Source organism: Streptomyces sp. NPDC002640 (assembly GCF_053592575.1).
The window spans coordinates 139,289-158,150 of sequence record NZ_JBSFVZ010000006.1; the positions used below are offsets into that span (position 1 = coordinate 139,289).

General features: G+C 69.2%; 9 protein-coding genes and 1 riboswitch. Of the genes, 6 read left to right on the forward strand and 3 right to left on the reverse strand.

From position 1 onward, the window contains the following. Positions 1-110: 110 nt before the first annotated feature. The 4 genes from ACWD3O_RS10625 to ACWD3O_RS10640 all read left to right on the forward strand — a co-directional run bounded on the left by ACWD3O_RS10625 (position 111) and on the right by ACWD3O_RS10640 (position 4,415). Positions 111-1,082, forward strand: coding sequence for an alpha/beta hydrolase (locus tag ACWD3O_RS10625; protein WP_451415612.1), 972 nt, complete (start codon positions 111-113; stop codon positions 1,080-1,082). 150 nt (positions 1,083-1,232) lie between these two features. Further along, positions 1,233-1,415, forward strand: a riboswitch (cobalamin riboswitch). 41 nt (positions 1,416-1,456) lie between these two features. Beyond that, positions 1,457-2,530 carry an ABC transporter substrate-binding protein gene (locus ACWD3O_RS10630; protein WP_451415613.1) on the forward strand — a complete coding sequence of 358 codons (1,074 nt, stop codon included), beginning with the start codon at positions 1,457-1,459 and terminating at the stop codon, positions 2,528-2,530. Next, positions 2,527-3,591: a FecCD family ABC transporter permease gene (locus ACWD3O_RS10635; RefSeq protein WP_451415614.1), complete on the forward strand. Its 1,065-nt coding sequence runs from the start codon at positions 2,527-2,529 to the stop codon at positions 3,589-3,591. The genes ACWD3O_RS10630 and ACWD3O_RS10635 overlap by 4 nt, the downstream gene beginning before the upstream one ends. Further along, positions 3,588-4,415, forward strand: a complete 828-nt coding sequence (locus ACWD3O_RS10640; protein ID WP_451415615.1) for an ABC transporter ATP-binding protein — start codon at positions 3,588-3,590, stop codon at positions 4,413-4,415. Before ACWD3O_RS10635 ends, ACWD3O_RS10640 begins: the two co-directional genes overlap by 4 nt. Positions 4,416-4,822: 407 nt before the next feature. On the opposite strand, the gene ACWD3O_RS10645 is transcribed toward ACWD3O_RS10640, so the two are convergent. After that, on the reverse strand, positions 4,823-5,197 hold the full coding sequence (locus tag ACWD3O_RS10645) for an SMI1/KNR4 family protein (RefSeq protein WP_451415616.1): 375 nt from the start codon (positions 5,195-5,197) through the stop codon (positions 4,823-4,825). A gap of 141 nt (positions 5,198-5,338) precedes the next feature. After that, positions 5,339-13,054 carry a ricin-type beta-trefoil lectin domain protein gene (locus ACWD3O_RS10650; protein WP_451415617.1) on the reverse strand — a complete coding sequence of 2,572 codons (7,716 nt, stop codon included), beginning with the start codon at positions 13,052-13,054 and terminating at the stop codon, positions 5,339-5,341. A gap of 613 nt (positions 13,055-13,667) precedes the next feature. Here ACWD3O_RS10650 and ACWD3O_RS10655 point away from each other — a divergent pair. Beyond that, the gene (locus ACWD3O_RS10655; protein ID WP_451415618.1) at positions 13,668-17,054 is read left to right on the forward strand and encodes an FG-GAP-like repeat-containing protein; all 3,387 of its coding nucleotides are present in this window, start codon (positions 13,668-13,670) and stop codon (positions 17,052-17,054) included. 14 nt (positions 17,055-17,068) lie between these two features. Then, on the forward strand, positions 17,069-17,818 hold the full coding sequence (locus tag ACWD3O_RS10660) for a sensor domain-containing protein (RefSeq protein WP_451415619.1): 750 nt from the start codon (positions 17,069-17,071) through the stop codon (positions 17,816-17,818). Positions 17,819-18,099: 281 nt separating this feature from the next. Here ACWD3O_RS10660 and ACWD3O_RS10665 read toward each other — a convergent pair whose 3' ends face one another. Continuing rightward, the gene (locus tag ACWD3O_RS10665; protein WP_451415704.1) at positions 18,100-18,648 is read right to left on the reverse strand and encodes a Uma2 family endonuclease; all 549 of its coding nucleotides are present in this window, start codon (positions 18,646-18,648) and stop codon (positions 18,100-18,102) included. Between the last annotated feature and the right edge of the window lie 214 nt (positions 18,649-18,862).

Genomic DNA, 18,862 nt, shown 5'->3' on the forward strand with positions numbered 1-18,862 from the left:
GCCGGGTTGCGTGGGGGCGGGCGGCCGGGATCATGGAGGAGGAGCAGGGGGGAGTGCGCGTCCGGACCACCACCCCGTGGCCGCCGGACGCCCGAGCACCTGGAGTCCGCATGAGCGATCTGCCCGCGCCCGTCACGCCCTTCCTGGAACCGGCGGCGAAGGAACTGGCCGAGGCGACCGACCCGCACCCCCGGATCTACGAGGTGCCGCCGGAGCAGGGCCGCGACATCCTCCTGGGCCTGCAGAGCGACGCGAGCGTGCCCCGGCCCGAGGTGGACGAGGAGTGGGTGGAGGTCGACGCCGGCGAGTGGGGCACGGTCCGCACCCGCATCATCAGGCCCAAGGGCGCCACCGGCCCGCTGCCCGTCGTCTTCTACATCCACGGCGCCGGCTGGGTCTTCGGCGACGAGAAGACCCACGACCGGCTCTTCCGCGAACTGGCCGTCGGCGCCGGCGCGGCCGGGGTGTTCCCGGTGTACGACCGGGCCCCGGAGGCGAAGTACCCGACCCAGGTGGAGCAGAACTACGCCGTCGGACAGTGGCTGCTGGAGAACGGCTCCGACCACGGCCTGGACACCTCCCGTGTCGCGGTCACCGGCGAGTCCGTGGGCGGCTGCATGTCCACCGTCTTCGCCCTGATGAACAAGGAGCGCGGCGGCATCGACCTGAAGGCGCAGGTCCTGCTGTACCCGGTGGCCGACGCGGACTTCGACACCCCGTCGTACCACCAGTTCGCCGAGGGCTACTACCTCACCCGGGACGGCATGATCTGGTTCTGGGACCAGTACTCCGAGCCCTCGCAGCGCACCGAGCCGTACGCCGCCCCCCTGCGGGCGAGCCTGGAGCAGCTCAAGGACCTGCCGCCCACCCTCGTCATCACCGACGAGGCGGACGTCCTGCGCGACGAGGGAGAGAAGTACGCCAACAAGCTCCGCGAGGCAGGCGTCGACGTCACCTCCGTGCGCGTGGCCGGCATGGTCCACGACTTCCTGCTCCTGGACAGCCTGCGCGACACCCGTGCCGCGAACGTCGCCCGCCACCTGGCCGTCGACGCCCTGAAGAAGGCCCTCCACGAGAGCTGACCCCTCCCCCGCCGGGGCCCGCCACTCCGCCTCCGTCTCGTGCGGGCTGCCGGCGCCTCGGCCGCGGGAACCACGCGTCGCGGCGCGGGTTCGCCCAGGGCGCCGCGGGCCGCTCGAGCGCGGCGTGGTAGCTTCCGAACGCCAGTCGCACTCGTGGACGCGGTCGTCCGCGTCCACGGGTCAGGGAATCCGGTGAGAGACCGGAACTGACGCGCAGCGGTAAGGGTGACGGGCGAGGCAGCAGCCACTGGACGACGGTCACGGCCGGGTCCGGGAAGGCGCCTCGCCGGGGTGATCCCGAGTCCGAAGACCTGCTGGCGACCGAACGTCCACGCGACCCCGCGTATGGGTCCGACGCCGAGGAAGCCTCTGCCGTGCATCTGTCACGCCCCGCCCGCCGTTCCGCCCTGCTCCTGACCGGTGCGCTCCTGCTCACCGCCTGCGGTTCCGGCCCCGCCTCCGACTCCGCCTCCGGGACCGGCTCCGGCGCGTCCGCCGGGTCAGGCGGCTCCGCCCGCTCCGGCGCGGAAGCCGTCACGTTCGAGAACTGCGGGCAGCGGGTGACCGTCGAGGCTCCGCCGCGGCGGGCCGTGTCCCTGAACCAGGGCACCACCGAGATCCTGCTCTCGCTCGGCCTCGCGGACCGCATGGCGGGAACCGCCACCTGGACCGATCCGGTCATGAAGGGACTGGAGAAGGCCGGCACCGGGGTGCCCCGGCTCGCCGACAACCAGCCGTCCTTCGAGCGCGTACTGGACGCCGAACCGGACTTCGTGGCCGCCTCCTTCACGTCCACCCTGGGCAAGGGCGGCGTGGCCCCCCGCGAGAAGTTCACCGAGCTCGGCGTGCCGACGTACCTGTCGCCCGCCGACTGCGAGGGCAAGGACAACAGCGGCGGCGGTGACGGCGCACGCACCGAACCCCTGACCATGGACACGGTCTACCGGGAGGTGCGGGAACTGGCCCGCGTCTTCGGCGTGGAGGAGCGCGGCGAGCGGCTGGTCGACCGGCTGCGGAGCCGTGTCGCCGACGCCTCCTCGGGGATCGACGCCGGGGACACCACCGTCCTGTACTGGTTCGCGAACCAGGAGTCCCCCTACATGGCGGGCTGCTGCGGAGCCCCCGGCGTCATCACCGACGCGCTCGGCGCGAAGAACGTCCTCGACGACAGCACCCAGGAATGGCCCCAGGTCAACTGGGAGACCGTCGCCGACCGCGACCCCGACCTGCTCGTCCTCGGCGACCTCACCCGCAGGTCGCAGACCGCCGAGTCGGCCGCCGGCAAGATCGCCTTCCTGGAGTCGCATCCGGCGACCAGGAACCTGAAGGCGGTGCGGGAGAAGCGGTACGTGCTGCTCAGCGGGCAGGCCATGAACCCGACGATCCGCACCGTGGAGGGCGTCGAGAAGGTGGCCGCGGCGCTGCGCGAGCACGGGCTCGCCGGATGACCACGTCCCTGCGCCCCTCCCCCGTCCCCGCGACGCGGAGGGCCACCGGGGCGCTGCCCGTCGTGGCCGGCGTGGGCGGCGGACTGGCGCTGCTCGCCCTGTCCGTCGCCGTGGCCATCACCATCGGCCCGGCGTCCGTCGGGGTGGGCGACGTCTGGTCCGTGGTCGCCTCCCGCCTGGGCGGGGGCGCGTCGGACCTCACCGCGATCCGCGAGGGCATCGTCTGGGACCTGCGGCTGCCGCGCACCCTGCTCGCCGCGGTGTGCGGCGCCGGGCTCGCGGTCTGCGGCGCGGTGATGCAGTCGCTGCTGCGCAACCCGCTCGCCGACCCGTTCGTGCTGGGCGTCTCCTCCGGGGCGTCCACCGGCGCCGTCCTGGTCATCGTCGTCGGCGCGGGCGGCGGTGTCCTGTCCCTGTCCGGCGGCGCCTTCCTCGGCGCGGTCGGCTCGTTCGCCCTGGTGCTGTTGCTCAGCCACACGCTCGGCGGGACGACGGACCGGGTGGTGCTGTCCGGGGTGGCGGCGATGCAGCTGTTCTCCGCGCTGACCTCGTTCGTGGTGACGACGGCGGCCGACGCGGAGACCACCCGGGGCGTGCTGTTCTGGCTGCTCGGCTCGCTGAGCGGGGCCGGCTGGACCGAGGTGGGGCTGTGCGCCGCGGTCCTGGCGCTCGCCCTCGTGGTGTGCCTGGGCCACGCGCGCAGTCTGGACGCCTTCGCCTTCGGCCAGGACGCCGCGGCCACGCTCGGTGTCCCGGTCGCCCGGACCCGGCTGGTGCTGCTGTCCGTGACGGCGCTGCTGACCGCCGCGCTGGTCAGCTCGGCGGGCGCGATCGGCTTCGTCGGCCTGGTCCTCCCGCACGCCGCCCGCGCCCTCGTCGGCCCGGGGCACGCCCGGCTGCTGCCGGTCACCGCACTCGCCGGGGCGGTGTTCCTGGTCTGGGCCGACACCCTCGCCCGTACCGTCCTCGACCCCCAGGAGGTGCCGGTGGGCGTGGTCACCTCGCTGGTCGGCGTCCCGGCGTTCGTCCTGGTCCTGTACCGCACCAGGAGGACGCGATGACGGCCCCGGTCCGGCGGCGGCCCGCCGGCACGCCGCCCACCGCGGAACCCACCCTCGCCGCCGACCGGGTGAGCCGCGACCTCGACGGGCGGCTGGTCCTCGACGGCGTCAGCCTCGCGCCCCGGCCCGGTTCGGTGACGGGGCTGCTCGGGCCCAACGGCTCGGGGAAGTCGACACTGCTGCGGCTGCTGGCCGGCGTCCTCGCCCCCACCTCGGGCGTCGTCGTCCTCGACGGCCGCCCGCTCGGCGAGTGGGGGCGCCGCACGGTGGCCCGGCGGGTGGCCGTCGTCGAGCAGCACGCCGAGACCCTGGTCGAGCTGACCGTGCTGGACGTCGTCCGCCTCGGCCGCATCCCGCACCGGCGGGCCTGGACCCCCGCGACCGCGCGCGACGAGGCCGCCGTGCGCGCCGCCCTGGCGAGCACGGGCCTCACCGACCGCGCGGACCGGCCCTGGCACACCCTCTCCGGCGGCGAACGCCAGCGGGTGCAGATCGCCCGCGCCCTGGCCCAGGAGCCGCGCGAGCTGCTGCTGGACGAGCCCACCAACCACCTCGACGTCCAGCACCAGCTCGACCTGCTGAACCTGGTCGCCGAACTCCCCGTCACCAGCGTCGTCGCCCTGCACGACCTGAACCTGGCGGCCATGTACTGCGACCAGCTCGTCGTCCTCCGCGAAGGCCGCGTGGTCGCCGCCGGCTCTCCCGCCGACACGCTCACCGAGACCCTGATCGCCGACGTCTACGGCGTCCGCGCCGAGGTCACCCACCCCGGCCCCGGCAACCGCCCGCACATCCGCTTCCTGGGCACGCTGACCGGAACCTGACCGGGGCCATCAAGGCCACCGCAGCCAGGCCCCGGCGCCCTCCAGCCGTGCACGGCGGCCGGAGCCGTTGTCGTCCCCAGGGAAAGCGTCAGGAATCAGGAAACGAGATCACCAGGCGCAAGAGGGCCGTTCCGCTGTTTCGCTCTCCACGCCCGAGAGACCCCCTCCAATCGCATGCCATCGCGAGTTCGCTTCGCCCCCCCCGTCGAGGAGGCCGTCGCCATACTCAAGTCCCGGCAACTCCTCCCCATCATCCGTTGCTCAACCACCCAGCACCACTCGCCTCGCGCAAGCCGCCCGACTGCCGATGGACAAGGCTTACGCTCAGACTCGGACCAGAAGGGGAATGCGAAGAGCCCCGACCGCAATCGAGGCTCCTTAGAAATTTCCACGTATTGCCGAGCAGGCTATTCGTACCACTCGTCCCCGCCCTGGGCGAGCGAGCGTCTCAGATAGTCGCGGAGGTCGTTCGCCACCCACCTGCGACTGTCGCTCTCATGCTCCCATACAAAGATGTCTGGTCGATCCGGCTGCTCCACGAGGGCGAACTGATCACCACCGCCGTTGTCGCCGAAAAACAGGAGCGCATCAAAGGGCATGTAGAGCTCCCGCATCGCCGCGTCAGAGCGGAAGTAGATATTTGCAGCCACGATGCGCTCCAAGGGCCAGACTGCTTCGACACTTGAGTGACCGAGCAGACCGTTACTCTCGAGAAGGAACGCACGCAGGCTGTCGGGCAGGGAGCGCCCGAGACGCCGCTCGGCGTCAGCGAGAGCCTCCACGCTGACAGGATCCGCGAACCCGACCCCGGGAAGTACCTCGACAGCCACTTCTCTCCACATACCCACTCCGTAAGGGTGCTGGGGCCAACCAATGGATCGCATGCCCCGGAGGCGTTCCCCTGGGCATCAACTACGACGAGACTACCTTATTCGAGGCACGAACTCACCTCCAAGAAAGTCGTCTATAAATGTCGCATGGTCCATAACCTGCTGCCTTGTGGCATTCGGATTTGTCTTGTAGAACCCGTTCCAAAGCACCCGGATACGACTCAGATGGAGGTCCGAGTTCGCCGACTTGGGAATACCTCGCAGATTAGGCAGAGAATTCAATTCGTCTGCCGTAAAGAGGCCCGGATATTTTTTCAGAACCTGCCGCTCGATGGCGTGATGCACGACGTAGTCACTTGCCTTTAGGCCAGGATTAGCCTTGAAGAAGGTGTCGCGATAGTCCTTTGCCCCACCACTCCCCACACTCGCCGGCTGGCGAGTAGGAATTTCAGAGCTGACGCTGGCATCACAATTGTGAACGAGTACCGGACTGCTACCTGCCAGCACATAGTACGCGTGGATGCCGTTAACCGTGAGGTCGTGGGCCGTGGTGGGCTGGTTGGCGTGCCGGTTGATCGCGGTGATCTGGACGTGGGTGCCGGCGCTCGTGCGGAGCCACTGGCCCTTTTTGAGGTCACCAGCCTCGACCCATTCGTCGAGTTCGGGGACCCAGAAGGGGTGGGTGTCGGTGGCGGTGAGCTTCTCCTCACCGCCCTCGGTACGGATGGTGAGTTCGGTGAAGTGGGTGTCGTCGGGGGTGCTGATCGTGGCGGCGACTTCGCGGGTGGTGCTCTCGTCGGTTTCGGTGTCGGTGGTGGTGACCTCGTCACCGGGCTGAATGTCCTCGATGGGCTTAGTGGTGCCGTCGGCGAGGAGGACCTTGGTTCCGGGCAGGAAGCTGTGGCACGGCGGAGTACTGCCGCTGGCGCTGGCTGCTTCGCCTTCGTTGGTCTGGCGTGCGTGGCCGTCGCTGTCGCCGCCCTCGGCCTGGCGGCGGGCGGTGGTGGAACGGCCGGTACCGGCGGTGTCCTTGGCCTCGGCGCGGGCTTCCTTCTGTGTCGCGTTACCGGTCTGCTTGTTCTGGCGTTTCGAGCTTCGAGTGACGGATTCCTGTGCGGCCTTCGCCTTCTTCTTGGCCGCCTGCGCGGCGCGCTTGGCAGCTTCCTTCGCCGCCGCCGCAGCCTTTTCCGCGGCCCGCTGGGCGGCCTTGGCCTGGGCGATGAGCTTGCGCGCGCGGTCCTGTGCCTTGCGCAGGGTGTCGATGGCGGAAATGGTCGCCTGGACGGCGTTCCAGATCTTCTTGCCCTTGCTGAACACGGACGTCCACGGGATGGCATCCATGAGGAGGCTGCCGCAGGCCCACATGTCTCGGCCGCCGAAGCAGGAGACGATGTCGTTCCAGCCGACGAATTCCTTGAAGACCGCCCAGCCGACGGACAGGATGATGTCGCCGATCGTGGTGCCCAGGGTGGTCTTGGCGTCGGCGATCTCGCCGTCGCTGGGGCCCTCGTAGAAGTCGTCCGCGGAGGTCAGGCCGGTCGGGTCCGCATACGTGACGGGGTTGTTCTCGCAGTACACGTAGCCGTTGGACTGCACCGGGTCGGCGAGGTCCAGGATCGGGTCGGCGGAGATGAACCGGCCGGTCGTCGGGTCGTACTCCCGCGCGCCCAGGTGCACCAGGCCGCTGGCGTCACGTTCGCCGCCTACGTACCCGCGGTGCGAGGCCCAGGTCGAGGACTCACTCCGGGGTGCACCGAACGGGGTTGTCTTGGAGAACTGCACCCGGTTGCCCTGCGCGAGTTCGACGCTCACATAGGACGAGCCGTTCTGGTCGGCGACCAGAACCTGCAGCGTGTCCTTCGCCGTCCCTTCGGCATGCCGCATGACCGTGGACGTGCCGGGCTGGGTGTAGTACCGCTCGGTGTACTTGGCGGCGCCGCCCGCGGTCGTCGCCACGGTCGTCTCACCCAGGTGCAGGCTGTGACCACTGTCCGAGACGGAGATCAGGCGCTGCCCACCGGGCCCGTAGATGTAGCGGGTCTTGTCGGCCGGGTCCCACACCTGGCCGGCGGCGCCGGCCGTGCAGGTCTTGAGCTGGAGGTCGGTGCCGGCCGCCGTGGCCGGGGTGGTGAGGCACTTGCCCGAGGAGACGTGCTTGAGCTGCCCGGCAGAGGTGGCTGTCCACTCCTGCGCGGCGGTGCCCGAGCAGGCCGCGATGACGACCGGGGTACCGTCCGCCGTCGCTCCGTCCTTGGGAACGACGCAGTGGTCGACGACCTTCAGCGCGCCGGTGGCCGCCGAGGCACCGGGCTTGGGGTCGAGGCGGAACTTCTGCGGCTTGGTGCCGTTGCAGCCGTAGACCTGGAGCGGGTTGCCCGCCGTCGTCGAGCCGTTGCTCAGGTCCAGGCACAGGCCTGACGAGGTGTTGACGAACTCGCCGGAGCCCTCGTCTCCGAAGCCGGTGACGGATGCGACCTTGCCGTCCCAGGTCCAGTCGATGGTCTGGGTGTCGCCGTCCGTGACCCGGGTCGTGGTGTTGCCTGCGGCGTCGTAGTCGACGGTGGAGCGGGACACGATCTGGCTGCTGCCCGAGGTGTAGGTCCGGTCCATCGACGTCAGCGTGTGCGGCTGCTTCGTCCGGTCGGCCGGGTCACCGTAGTGGTAGTCGGTGGTGACGTCCTTGGCCGTGTTCAGGCCCGGATCGTGTTCGACGAGCTTCTTCCGGTTGCCGAGCTCGTCGTAGGTGTAGGAGTGCCAGTAACCCCGCTCAGCAGCAGTGACATTCGTGGTGCCGCTGCTGTACTGCGGCTGGCGGAGGGTTTCGTTGGAGGGCTTGCAGCCGACGTTCGGTGAGGTCCACGCCTCGGTGAGCTGCCCCAGGCCGTCGTAGACGAAGCACTGCCGGTCGGTCCGGGTGTCCGCCTTGTCGGTGATCTCCAGGATGTTGCCGGCCGGATCGTACTCGTAGGTGCGGGAGTTGACCCTGCCGCCCAGAACACCCGTACCGTCCGACGTCGACTCCCGGTTGACATCCTGCCGGGTGAGGGCGCCGGTGGCCGCGTCGATGAGGTTGGTGGTCCAGACCCGGGATCCGTGCTCGCCGGCCACGGAGCGGACGACCTGGCCCCAGGAGTCGTAAGCGACGTCCGAGGCGTACCAGTTGAGTCCGGAGGTGGAGACCGGGAGACCGTCCTGGTTGTAGCGGGTGATGACGCGCTCGGTGTCCAGGGTGCCTGCCTTGGGCAGGGTCATCGACTGGAGTTCACCGGTCTTCGTGTACTCGTACGTGTAGGTGTACGTGTCCTCGAAGCCGTAGGCGTCGGCGATCTGCGGGGGCAGGGACAGGGTCTGCCCTGTCGGCTGGTAGTCCTGGTTGTAGCTGGTGATGGCGAGGGTGTAGCCGAGTCCGTCGGTGTAGCGGGTGGTGGCCTTGGGCAGGCCGAGGCCACCGAGTGCGGTGTCGTACTCGTTGTGGGTGAGCTGTTCGCCGAGTTCGCCTGTGTCGGTGACGAGGTGCTGGTCGATGGGGCGGGAGAGCTCGTCGTACGAGGTGTGCACGGTGACGCCGCGGGCGTCGGTCGTGGTGACGGGGCGGTCGAGGTCGTCGTACGTGGTCTTCGTGGTGCCGGTGTCCGGGTCGGTCGCCGTGGTGACCCGGCCTCGGGCGTCGTGGTCCCAGCTCCAGACGTTGCCGGCCTTGTCCTGCGCCTTGACCTGGTAGCCGCGGGCGTCGTACTCGTACGTCATCGTCCGCGCGTTGGCGCGCAGGGCGTCGGTGAAGGTGTCGACCTTGACGGTGCGGCCCAGGGCGTCGGTGTGGGAGCGCTGGGAGGTGCCGCCGGCGGGTTCGACGACCGTGGAGTGGGTGTAGCCGTACTCGTATCGGCTGGCCTTCGCCGGATCCTCGTCGCCGTTGAACTTCGGGGTTTCCGAGACGACGCGGCCGAGGCCGTCGTAGGCGTAGAGGGTGGCGTTCTGGATCTCCGTCTCGGAGGCGTAGTCGAAGATCTCGCCGCTGGGGCTCCCCTCGGCGAAGTAGGCGTTGTTGGTCCGCTTGACCGTTCCTGCCTCGCTGTACAGGGTGTCGGTGATCAGGCGGCCGCCGCCGACGGCTTCGACCTGGCGCTGGCGCTCACGGCCGAGACCGTCGTAGAAGACCACGCTGGGCCGGTAGTGCTTCTTCCACTCCCCGGCGTTCTCCTCCGTCTCCTCGACGAGGCCGGTGTCCTCGGCGCCGCGGGCCAGGGTGTAGGTGGTGATGTGGACCGGTTCGCCCTGACGCGTGGAGTACTCGTAGCGGACGGACGGGTTGAGGGAGGTGGAACGGCCGGACTCCCAGGCCATGGTGGTGCGGCCGAGGGGGTCGTAGGCCATGTGGGTGGTGTGCCCGTTGGCGTCGGTCTGGCTGAGGGCGGTGCCCCGGCCGGGGTCGACCTTCTGGGAGGAGCTGTGGCCGAGCGCGTTGGTCGTGACCACGCCGTAGACCTGGCCCTCGGCCGGGTCATAGGTGACCTTCTGCTCGTTGTCCTCGGCGTCCTTGCTGACGGTGGCGCGGCCGTAGGCGTCGTAGGCGAAGGTGGCGTTGGCGACCCAGCCGCCGCCCTCGCCGCTGACGGCGTAGGTGGTGGTGGGCATGCCGTGGGTCGGCGTGTCACCGGGCTTGCCGTTGTCGTAGGCGGTGCGTGCGCCGCCCATCCAGTCCTCGGCCGTGGCCGACGCGGCTTCCGAGCACAGGCCGGCGGTGGTCAGGGTCTGGTTCGCCAGGCCGATGAGGTTCTTGTCGGTGTTGTGGACGTAGCTGGTGGTGGTGCAGGACTCCATGCCCTGGCCGTCGCCGGATGCGTCCGCCTTGACCTGGACCTTGGTGGGCAGACCGTACGTCTGCTCGTAGGTGGTGTCGGTACGGACCGTGCTGAACGCGGAGGGACCGTTGTTCAGGGCTCCGGAGGTCCGGGAGTGCACGACCGTGTGGTCGGTGGTGACGCGGTAGGCGTACAGGTCGGGGACGCCGCCGTCGCGCCCCCGCGACCCGAGGATCTGCGGCGTGTTGGGGACGTCGACGGAGCGGGTGAGGACCTCGCCGTCCTTCTTGCTGTAGGTGAGCGACTCGGCGACCCGCCCCTGGTAGGCGAGGTGGTCGGTCGCGATGAGCTGCCCGGCGGAGTCCTTGAGCTCGACGGACTTCTTGCCCACCACCTTGCCCTCGTCGTCGAGGATCGGGTCGCCGTCCATGCCGCGGAAGAAGCGGGTCTCGGACATGCCGCTCTGGGTGGAGGTGTACTGGCTGCTGGACGTCGCGCCGGTGACGGTGCGCACGACCTCGAAGCCACGCCACTGGTCGTAGGTGCGGGTCTTCTTCTTGGAGAACTCGCTCTGGTTCAGAGCCCAGGCGGCGTCGCCGACGTACTCGTAGGAGGTCGTCTCCACGGGAACGCCGACCATGCTGGGCAGTTCCTGGACCTGCTCGACGACGTACTTGTGGAACCACTCGATCGACTCGTCGGCCTTGTCGGGGTCCGGGTGCCAGTACGCCGGGTAGCACAGGCCCTGGTTGGCCGAGGGCTTGGGGAAGCCACTGCCCGTGGCGCAGGCGCCGGTGGGCTTGGAGTACTTGACGAGGGTTTCTCCACCGTACTCGTTGACGATGCGCTGGATCCGCAGTCGGTCGAACAAGGGGCGCGGGTCGTCGGACCCTCGCACGACGCGGTTGGGCATCGGCTCGGTGTTGGGGAGGAACTCGATGGCGTTGAGCGTCTTGGTGCTGCCGTCGGTGCCGTACCCGGTCCGGCTGATGGAGGACAGCCACAGCGCGGTGCCCTCGTCCGTCCGGTCCCGGGGAAGTGTCTGCCCCAGCGTCCAGGAGTCCACCGGCTTGGGTTCCTCGTCACCGCGCACACGCTGGGCGAGGGAGGTGACCTTGGCCAGCCGCTTGCGGGTCCAGAAGGTCGGCGTGGGGACGTAGCACTCCTTCTCCGCCTCGCATCGCAGGTCGGTCGGCGTGTCGTACCAGATGCGGTTCTGGTACGAGTGCTCCGACGTGAAGTTGCCCTCCGAGCAGGTCAGCTGCCCTTCCTGGAAGCAGCGTTCGTCCGTCTTGAAGACGACCTGGGCGAGCGGCTTCTTCGTGAAGAGGGTGCTGTGGCGCTGCCCGTAGTCGATGCGCGTCAGGTAGCCGGCCCGGTCGTAGACCACCGGCTTCTTGAAGGCGTTGTTCTTCGCGTAGTAGTTCTTCTCCTTCTCCCACCACAGGGACATGGAGTTGCCGTGGACGTCGACGACGTAGTCGAGGTTCCAGCGCCATGCCTGGTGGCAGAAGGAGTCCTCGAACTTGGCCGCGTAGCACGGCTCACCGGGCTGGTTGCCGGCCACCGGCACCGTCAGGGCGGAGTTGGTGACGGGGTTGTCCGCCACCGTTTCGGTCAGATCGGACTTGCCGAAGTAGTAGCGGGAACCGTCCCGGGTGGTCACCCGCCAGTACTCGCCGTCGGCGTCACCGTTGGCGACACCGGTGTTCCGCAGCAGTTCCACGCGCGTGCCGTCGCCGTTGGCCGTGTAGTACGCCTCGACGTCGGCCTGTGTGCTGACGGTCAATTTCCTGACCAGCTCGGTGGTGGTGCCGCCGAGCGTCATCACCGCGTTGTAGGAGCCCCAGCAGAGATCGGCCGTCTTGCGTTCGGCGTTGTTGCCGCCCTCGCGGTCGGTGGTACAGGTCTTGTAGGTGCGGGTGATCGAGCCCGGGTTGTAGTCCCAGCCGTCGCCCACCCAGGAAGCCTGGTTGTTGGTGGATGAGGTGCGCCCGTCCACCACCTGGGAGTTGTAGCCGAAGCTCACGTTCGGCGACGGACCGGCCGGGACCGTCGGCGTGGTCAGCCCGTAGGTGTAGGTGAAGGCGCCGGAGGATCCGCCGGCGGACCACGTACCGGAGCTGGCGAGAGGTGTGGCGCTGAAGTCGCCCTGTGAGCCGCTGCCTCCTGAGATCATCGCCAGCGGGGTGGGGCTGCTGCCCGAATCGGCCGTCTGCAGGAGTGTCTTCAGCGGGGCGTCCGCCGTCTTGCGGTAAACGGCGTCGCGCGTCGTGCCCTTGCCGGCGGACCGGGCCGTCGTCGGGGCCGCGGTGGCCGGCTGGGTGAGGGCGCTGACGTCGATCGTGGCGGTGATGCGACGCTCACCGTCGATCACGCCGTCGCCGGGCACGTCCTCCTCGAGAGGAGCGACCGACTGCTCGGTGTCCACCTCGACCGGATCGCTGCAGCCCTCGACGTCCGGGGTGGTGAGGAAGCAGGAGGGGAACTGCACCAGGTCGAGGCGGTTCGCCCAGCCGGCGCCGTACAGCTCGGCGAAGCGGGTGTAGTCCACCGAGATCGCGGCCTCACCGGTGGCGTCGGCCGGCGGCGTCACCGTGAAGACCATGCCGCCGAGCCCGCTCGCCTCGACCTCCGCCTGCGGGGCCACAGCGGCCTGCCAGGTGCCCTCCAAGGCCGCGGCCTCCTCAGCCGTGGCATCGGCCGGAGCACCCACCTCGACCGGGAGATTGCCGATGGGCACCAACTCGCCCGCGGTCAGGGTGTCCACGGCCGCACTCGCGGGCTGTGGATCGGCCGGTGCCGCCGTGGCTGTCGGGTCGTACTCCTTCGGAGGCGAGGCATCGCCGGTGGTCAGTTCGTCGAGGGCGTTGTCCTCCGCGGCATCCACCGGCTCGGCCTCGGGTATGTCGACCAGGCTCACGTCATTGCGCGTGTCCGCCGGCGGCACGGCAGCGGCGGTGCCCTGCAGCGTCTGCACCCACAGGGAAAGGAACAGCGTCGCCACGACGGCGAGCTGCAGACGTGCCCTGCGCGCACGCTGCCGCGCGGTACGCGTCAGACGACCGCGGCCACACCAAGACATCAAACCGGACACGGCGCTTGAGTCCCCACACGATGGGTGCGGTCACCCGGTGACCCGTCAGCAAGCGTCCGCACGAAGAGCAATGACTGCCGGATCATCAGCGGCGGAAAGGCGCAGGTCAACTCCCCACCGACAACGCCATGTGATCCCCGTCACTGGCGAATGAGGTGGATGAGAGCATGAGCGACCCTAAAAGGTGCGATCGCTGGAGAAGTGGATCGATGCCGAATGAACCTTTCCCCTGCGGGCGCGCTTTGTCGATAAATGCACCAATCCACAGGACGGGCACACCGGATCATCACAATTCGGTTACCGCCTGGGCGCGGACGTAAGGGTGGCGTAAGAGCTCCTCATCGCTGATGATCAGGCGGTCCATACGCCCGCCTGGCCCTGTCGGCCGGGCGCGGCCCGGGTCTTCGCCGGCCTCCGCCACAGCGTCAGCCTCCGGGCTGTCAGGGCTTCTACAAGTGGGGAGCTCCTCCCGGTGGAACGTCGTGTCCTCGGCCGGCGCGTGCGTCGGCGCCACATCAGCACGGTGGCCGCGACCACAGCGGTCGCGATCGCCGTTGGTCTGCTCGCCCCGCAGTGGACCTCGGACGGGAACGAGTCGCCTCCGCGTCGGAACACCGCGCGAGCACTGGACGAAGACGCCGCCCAGGCCCAGGCCCGCTCGACGAAGAAGCGGGTCGAGGTGACGGCGCTTCGGACGGAATCCACCACCACCTACGCCCTGCCGGACGGCAGCTTCGACCTGGTCTCCTACGCGGGGCCCGTCCGGGCCAAGGTCAACGGCACCTGGCAGCCGATCGACACCACGCTCGAACACACCGCCCGCGGATGGCGTCCCAAGGCGAGCCCAGCTCGGGTCTTCTTCACGGATGGCAGCAGGTCGTCCGCGCATGCCTCTCCCGCGGTCGCGCGTGCCACGGGCGGGATCACCACGGCTGTCCACCGGGGTGGCAGCACCACCACGATCAATGCTCAGACCGCTGCCGACCCCGCCGACATGAACGAACTGGTCACGCTCGTCGACGGCGGTCACGAGATCACGGTGAGCTGGCCCGGTCCCGTGCCCGAGCCCGTGGTCCACGGCGACCAGGCCCTGTACCGGTCGATCCTCCCCGAGACGGACCTTCTGCTGACCGCCCGGGACAGCGGGTTCAGCCATGTGCTGATCGTGCACACCAAGGAGGCGGCCCAGGCTCCGGAGCTGAAGGGGATCACCTACGGTCTGTCCTCTCCCGGCCTGACGTTCCACATCGACAAGGTGACCAAGACGGTCACCGCTCGGGACGAGGACGGAAAGGAGGTCGCGGTCAGTCCGACGCCGTACATGTGGGACTCCGCGGGCACTCCCGACGTCACACAGGGCGAGGACCCGCAACCCGCTCCACCCTCGGACGACCCGCAGCCGTCCACGACGCCCGCACCGGGCGAAGGGGACTCCGGCGAGGACGGAGACTCCGAGAACCCCGACGCTCCGTCGGACTCGGACGACACCGACGCGCCCAGCGCCGATCCGGTCGCCGACTTCTCCGTGCGGTCCAGCTCGTCGAACGGCCGAACCACAGCGGTGCGGGCTGCGGCGTTCACGCCGGCATCGCTGTCGGACGACGACGTTCTGGCTCTCCAGGGCATCGGCGGCCCCGTGCCCGGCGCGCATGCCGCAGTCGCCGACGCAGAGCTCGACGGAGAGGGAAGCGGCTCCAGCGTGCTCACCGTCGTTCCGGACAGCCACCTGGTCAACGGCGACGACACCGAGTGGCCTCTCTTCGTCGACCCCTCCTTCAGCCTCTCCTCCACGAACTGGACGACCGCCTACAACCGCTACCCCTCCTCCAGCTTCTACGACGGCGCCAACTACAACAGCGGCACCACCGAAGCCCGCGTCGGCTTCGAGTCCGACACGTGGGGCACGGCCCGCTCCTTCTTCCGCCTGCCCCTGAACAACATCAAGGGCGCCGCCGTCTCCTCAGCCAGCATCAAACTGCTGGAGACGTACGCCTGGTCCTGCGACGGGCGACTGGTCGAGCTGTGGCGCACGGGATCCGTCTCGTCCAAGACGACCTGGAGCAACCAGCCCAGCTGGATCAAACAGATCGGCTCGAAGGACGTCGCCCACGGCTACAACTCCTCCTGCCCCGACGACTACGTGACCTTCGACGCCAAGTCCGTAGCGCAGGACGCCGCGAACGGCGGCTGGACCAGCCTGACCATCGGCCTGCGCGCCGACAACGAAAGCTCCGCCTACACCTGGAAGAAGTTCAAGGCCGAAGGGAACAGCCGACCCAAGATCACGGTCAACTACAACCGCAAGCCCGCAACCCCCAGCAGCCTCAAGCAGATCCCGGGTGACACCTGTGACCGCTCCTCCCCCTACATCCGGGTCGGCAAGCGGGACGTAACGCTCTCGGCCAAGAGCTCCGACCCCGACGACAACCTGAACCACCTCAGATTCGAGATGTGGCGCACCGGTTACCAGGACACCACCACCGTGACCAAGAAGCAGGCCACCAACAGCGACGGCATCGCGTCCGCGGACTTCCCGCTGTCCGGGCTGACCAACGGCTACACCTACTCCTGGCAGGTGCAGGCGGTCGACGACAGCGGCGCGGTCTCCTCCTGGGCCCCCCTGAACAAGACGGACGCGGACCCGACCTGCCGCTTCACCTTCGACAGCACCAAGCCCAACTCGCCCAAGGTCAGCTCCACGGACTTCCCCCAGGAGAACGACAACGGAGACGCCTGGTCGGACCTGAACCCCGGCGACACGGGCACCTTCACCTTCGCCCCCGACGGCAACACCGACGTGACCGGCTTCGGCTGGGCGGTCAACTCCAGCTCCTGCAGCACACCGGTGCCGGTGGCCGCCGGGGCCTCCGCCACCGTCAGCGTCAAGCCGCAGTACGCGGGCCCCAACGTCCTGTACGTGTGCGCGAAGGACAGCGCCGGCAACCTCTCCGAGCCCACCGACTACGTCTTCTACGTCTCCCCCCGCAAGGAGGCCGACGGGCCCGGTGACGTCACAGGCGACGCCGTCCCCGACCTCTACGCGATCGGCACGGACGGCAACCTGCGCCTCTACCCCTCCAACTCCGCCGGTGACATCCACCGGTCCCTCCTCGGCGCCCATGAGGACGGCACCCTCCTCGGCAGCGACCCGGACGGCGACGGAGAGATCCTCCTGCCCGGCTACTGGAAGAGCCCGAGCGGCGATCCCGCGCTGATCGCCCACGGAGGCGACATCATGCCCGGCGACGGGCTCGGCGACTTCTTCGCCCGCATGCCCGACGACAAGCTCTACGCGTACCGGGGCGACGGATACGGCAGCACCGACATCACCCAACGCACCCTGGTCCTCCTGCCCGAGAGCTCGCCGTCCCCCGCGACCTTCGACCAGATGATCGTCGGCGACTACAACCTCGACAAGCGACCCGACCTCTTCGTCACCACCAAGACCGGCGGCATGTGGGCCTTCACCGGCTACACCGGCGTCGCCTTCACCTCGGCCACCCAGATCGCCTCCACGGCCTGGCTCGACCGGGACCTCGTCACCGTCGGCGACATCGACCTCGACGGCGCCCCCGACCTCCTCTTCCGCTCCGAGTCCGACAACCTGCGCATCCGCTACGGCGTCAAGGCAACCACCGGAGGCGCCACCATCGAGTCCCTGACCACCTCCGCCGGCTCACGCGACGGCACCGACGCCACCTACGCCAGCGGCTGGAACACCACGGACTTCCCCACCCGCTTCCTCCGCGGCACACCCGACGTCAACAAGGACGGCATCCCCGACATCTGGACCATGACCGCCGACGGCAGCATCGCGTTCTACAAGGGCGGCAAGACCACCCTCGGAACCGCGACCACCGTCATCAGCGCCGGCAGCGAATGGGACCAGACCAAGCTGAGCTTCGGATGACGGGAGACACCGCCATGTTCACGTCGCCCGCTCACACGCGGCGCGCGTACCGGGCCGCCGTCGGCCTGTTCCTCGCCCTCCCGCTGCTCGCCGCCTGCGCGGGGGCCGAGGACGGGCCGGCCGACGGCGCTTCGACCAGCCTGGGCATCGGCGCGTCTGCCATGCCCCTGCCGGGCAGCAAGGGTGCCCTGCCCCTGAGCGTCGTGCAGCTCGAACAGGCCGCGTTGACCGGCCCTGACCTTCCCTCCGGGGTGATCAGCTCCAAGGCCGGCCCGGGGGACTTCCCGAAGCCCGAGACCGTGCGCGCCGAGGACAAGTGCCGCCCCGTCGCGCTTCTGCAGGCGGGCAGTGTCATCGGGGCGCCCATCACCGTCGTGCGGCGAACCTGGACCGGCAGGGCGGACAACGACGCCTCCACGCGACTGACCGCCCGCATCACTCTGGCCTCCTACGCGTCCGAAGAAGCCGCCCAGAAGGTCACCGCGGCGCTCGACCGGGCAGCCAACGACTGCGCGGAAGGCTTCACCTACGAGGCACCTGGTACTCAGGCGAGGAACCGCGAGATCACACGTGTTCTCGCTCCCCAGGGGGCGGACGAGGCCATGACCCTGACTGCCCGTATCGGCAAGTCGAAGAGGCCCGTGTCACTCACCCTCGCCCGCAAGGGCGCGACCGCTGTCCACATCACGGTGACGTCGACCGGCGACACGGCAGAGCTGCCCGACGGCCTCGTGGAGACACAGTTCTTGAAGCTGAACCAGTAGACCGTGTCCTACACGGTGAGGTGGGCGAGTCGCTGATGGCGACGCCGCAGGCGCGTGCATCCGGCGGACGGCCAAGCAGCACATGGGGCGGGTCTGTCCCGCCCCATGTGGTGTGGTCGGAGGCACCTTCGCGAGCGCCGGATGGCCGCTTTCACGATCGGAGCGTCAACCGAGCGTCGGGGCTTGCCCTTCACTGGCACCTGCCGAATCCGTGACCGGCCCCTCAGCCACTGCCCGGGGAGCCCTCCCGCAGAGGATGCGGGCGCAGGCCCTGAAGCCGGTCAGGGCACCAGGCCGTCGAGGTCGATGTCCAGAGGGAAGGGTACGGAGACCTTCAGCCTGCCGCGGTGGATACCCGTCGGGACGTACGTCCTGGTCATCGTGTCGAGCTCGTATGTGTGGACGGTCGGCGCCCCCGCCTCGTCCTCGACACGCCAGAAGTGCGCGATCCCGGCCTGGGCGTACTTGAACGGCTTCAGCGACCGGTCACGGTCCGCGGACTCTTCCGAGACGACCTCGACGACCAGCATGACCTCATCGGGCGCGTACCAGGTCCGGTCGGGATCGTAGGCAGCGGTGGACACCAGGATGTCCGGTTCCGGACGGCTCTTCCTGTCCAGGCGGACGGTCATCTCCCGCTCCGCCTCGAAGCCCGCCGGAGCCTCACGCCGGAGCGTGAAGGTCATGTTCTCCACCAGCCTGGCATGCCAGGACCGCTGCGGGGACATCATGAAGATCAGTGCTCCGTCGATGAGTTCCGTGTGCCGGGGAGCCTGCGGAAGGTGGTCGAGGTCATCGGCCTCCCAGCCGCTGGGCCTCGGCGGGATCATCCAGTCGGGCAGCTCGGCGGTCACGGCTTCCTCCAGACGCCTACGGAAGACAGTCACAGGGCCCGTACTCGGCAAACGGGCAGGGCCGCACAACTGGCATCAGCGTAATCGACAACTGCCTGCGGACCGCGCGGCGCTCTCTCTGCCCGGAACGACGCCGTCCGCCCGCCGCAGGAAGGCGGGCGGACGGGGAACATGGAGTCCCCTCACGTCG

Coding starts and splice junctions, on each gene's coding strand:
- ACWD3O_RS10625 (WP_451415612.1), top strand. CDS start 111: ATGAGCGATCTGCCCGCGCCCGTCACGCCCTTCCTGGAACCGGCGGCG.
- ACWD3O_RS10635 (WP_451415614.1), top strand. CDS start 2,527: ATGACCACGTCCCTGCGCCCCTCCCCCGTCCCCGCGACGCGGAGGGCC.
- ACWD3O_RS10640 (WP_451415615.1), top strand. CDS start 3,588: ATGACGGCCCCGGTCCGGCGGCGGCCCGCCGGCACGCCGCCCACCGCG.
- ACWD3O_RS10660 (WP_451415619.1), top strand. CDS start 17,069: ATGTTCACGTCGCCCGCTCACACGCGGCGCGCGTACCGGGCCGCCGTC.
- ACWD3O_RS10665 (WP_451415704.1), bottom strand. CDS start 18,648: ATGATCCCGCCGAGGCCCAGCGGCTGGGAGGCCGATGACCTCGACCAC.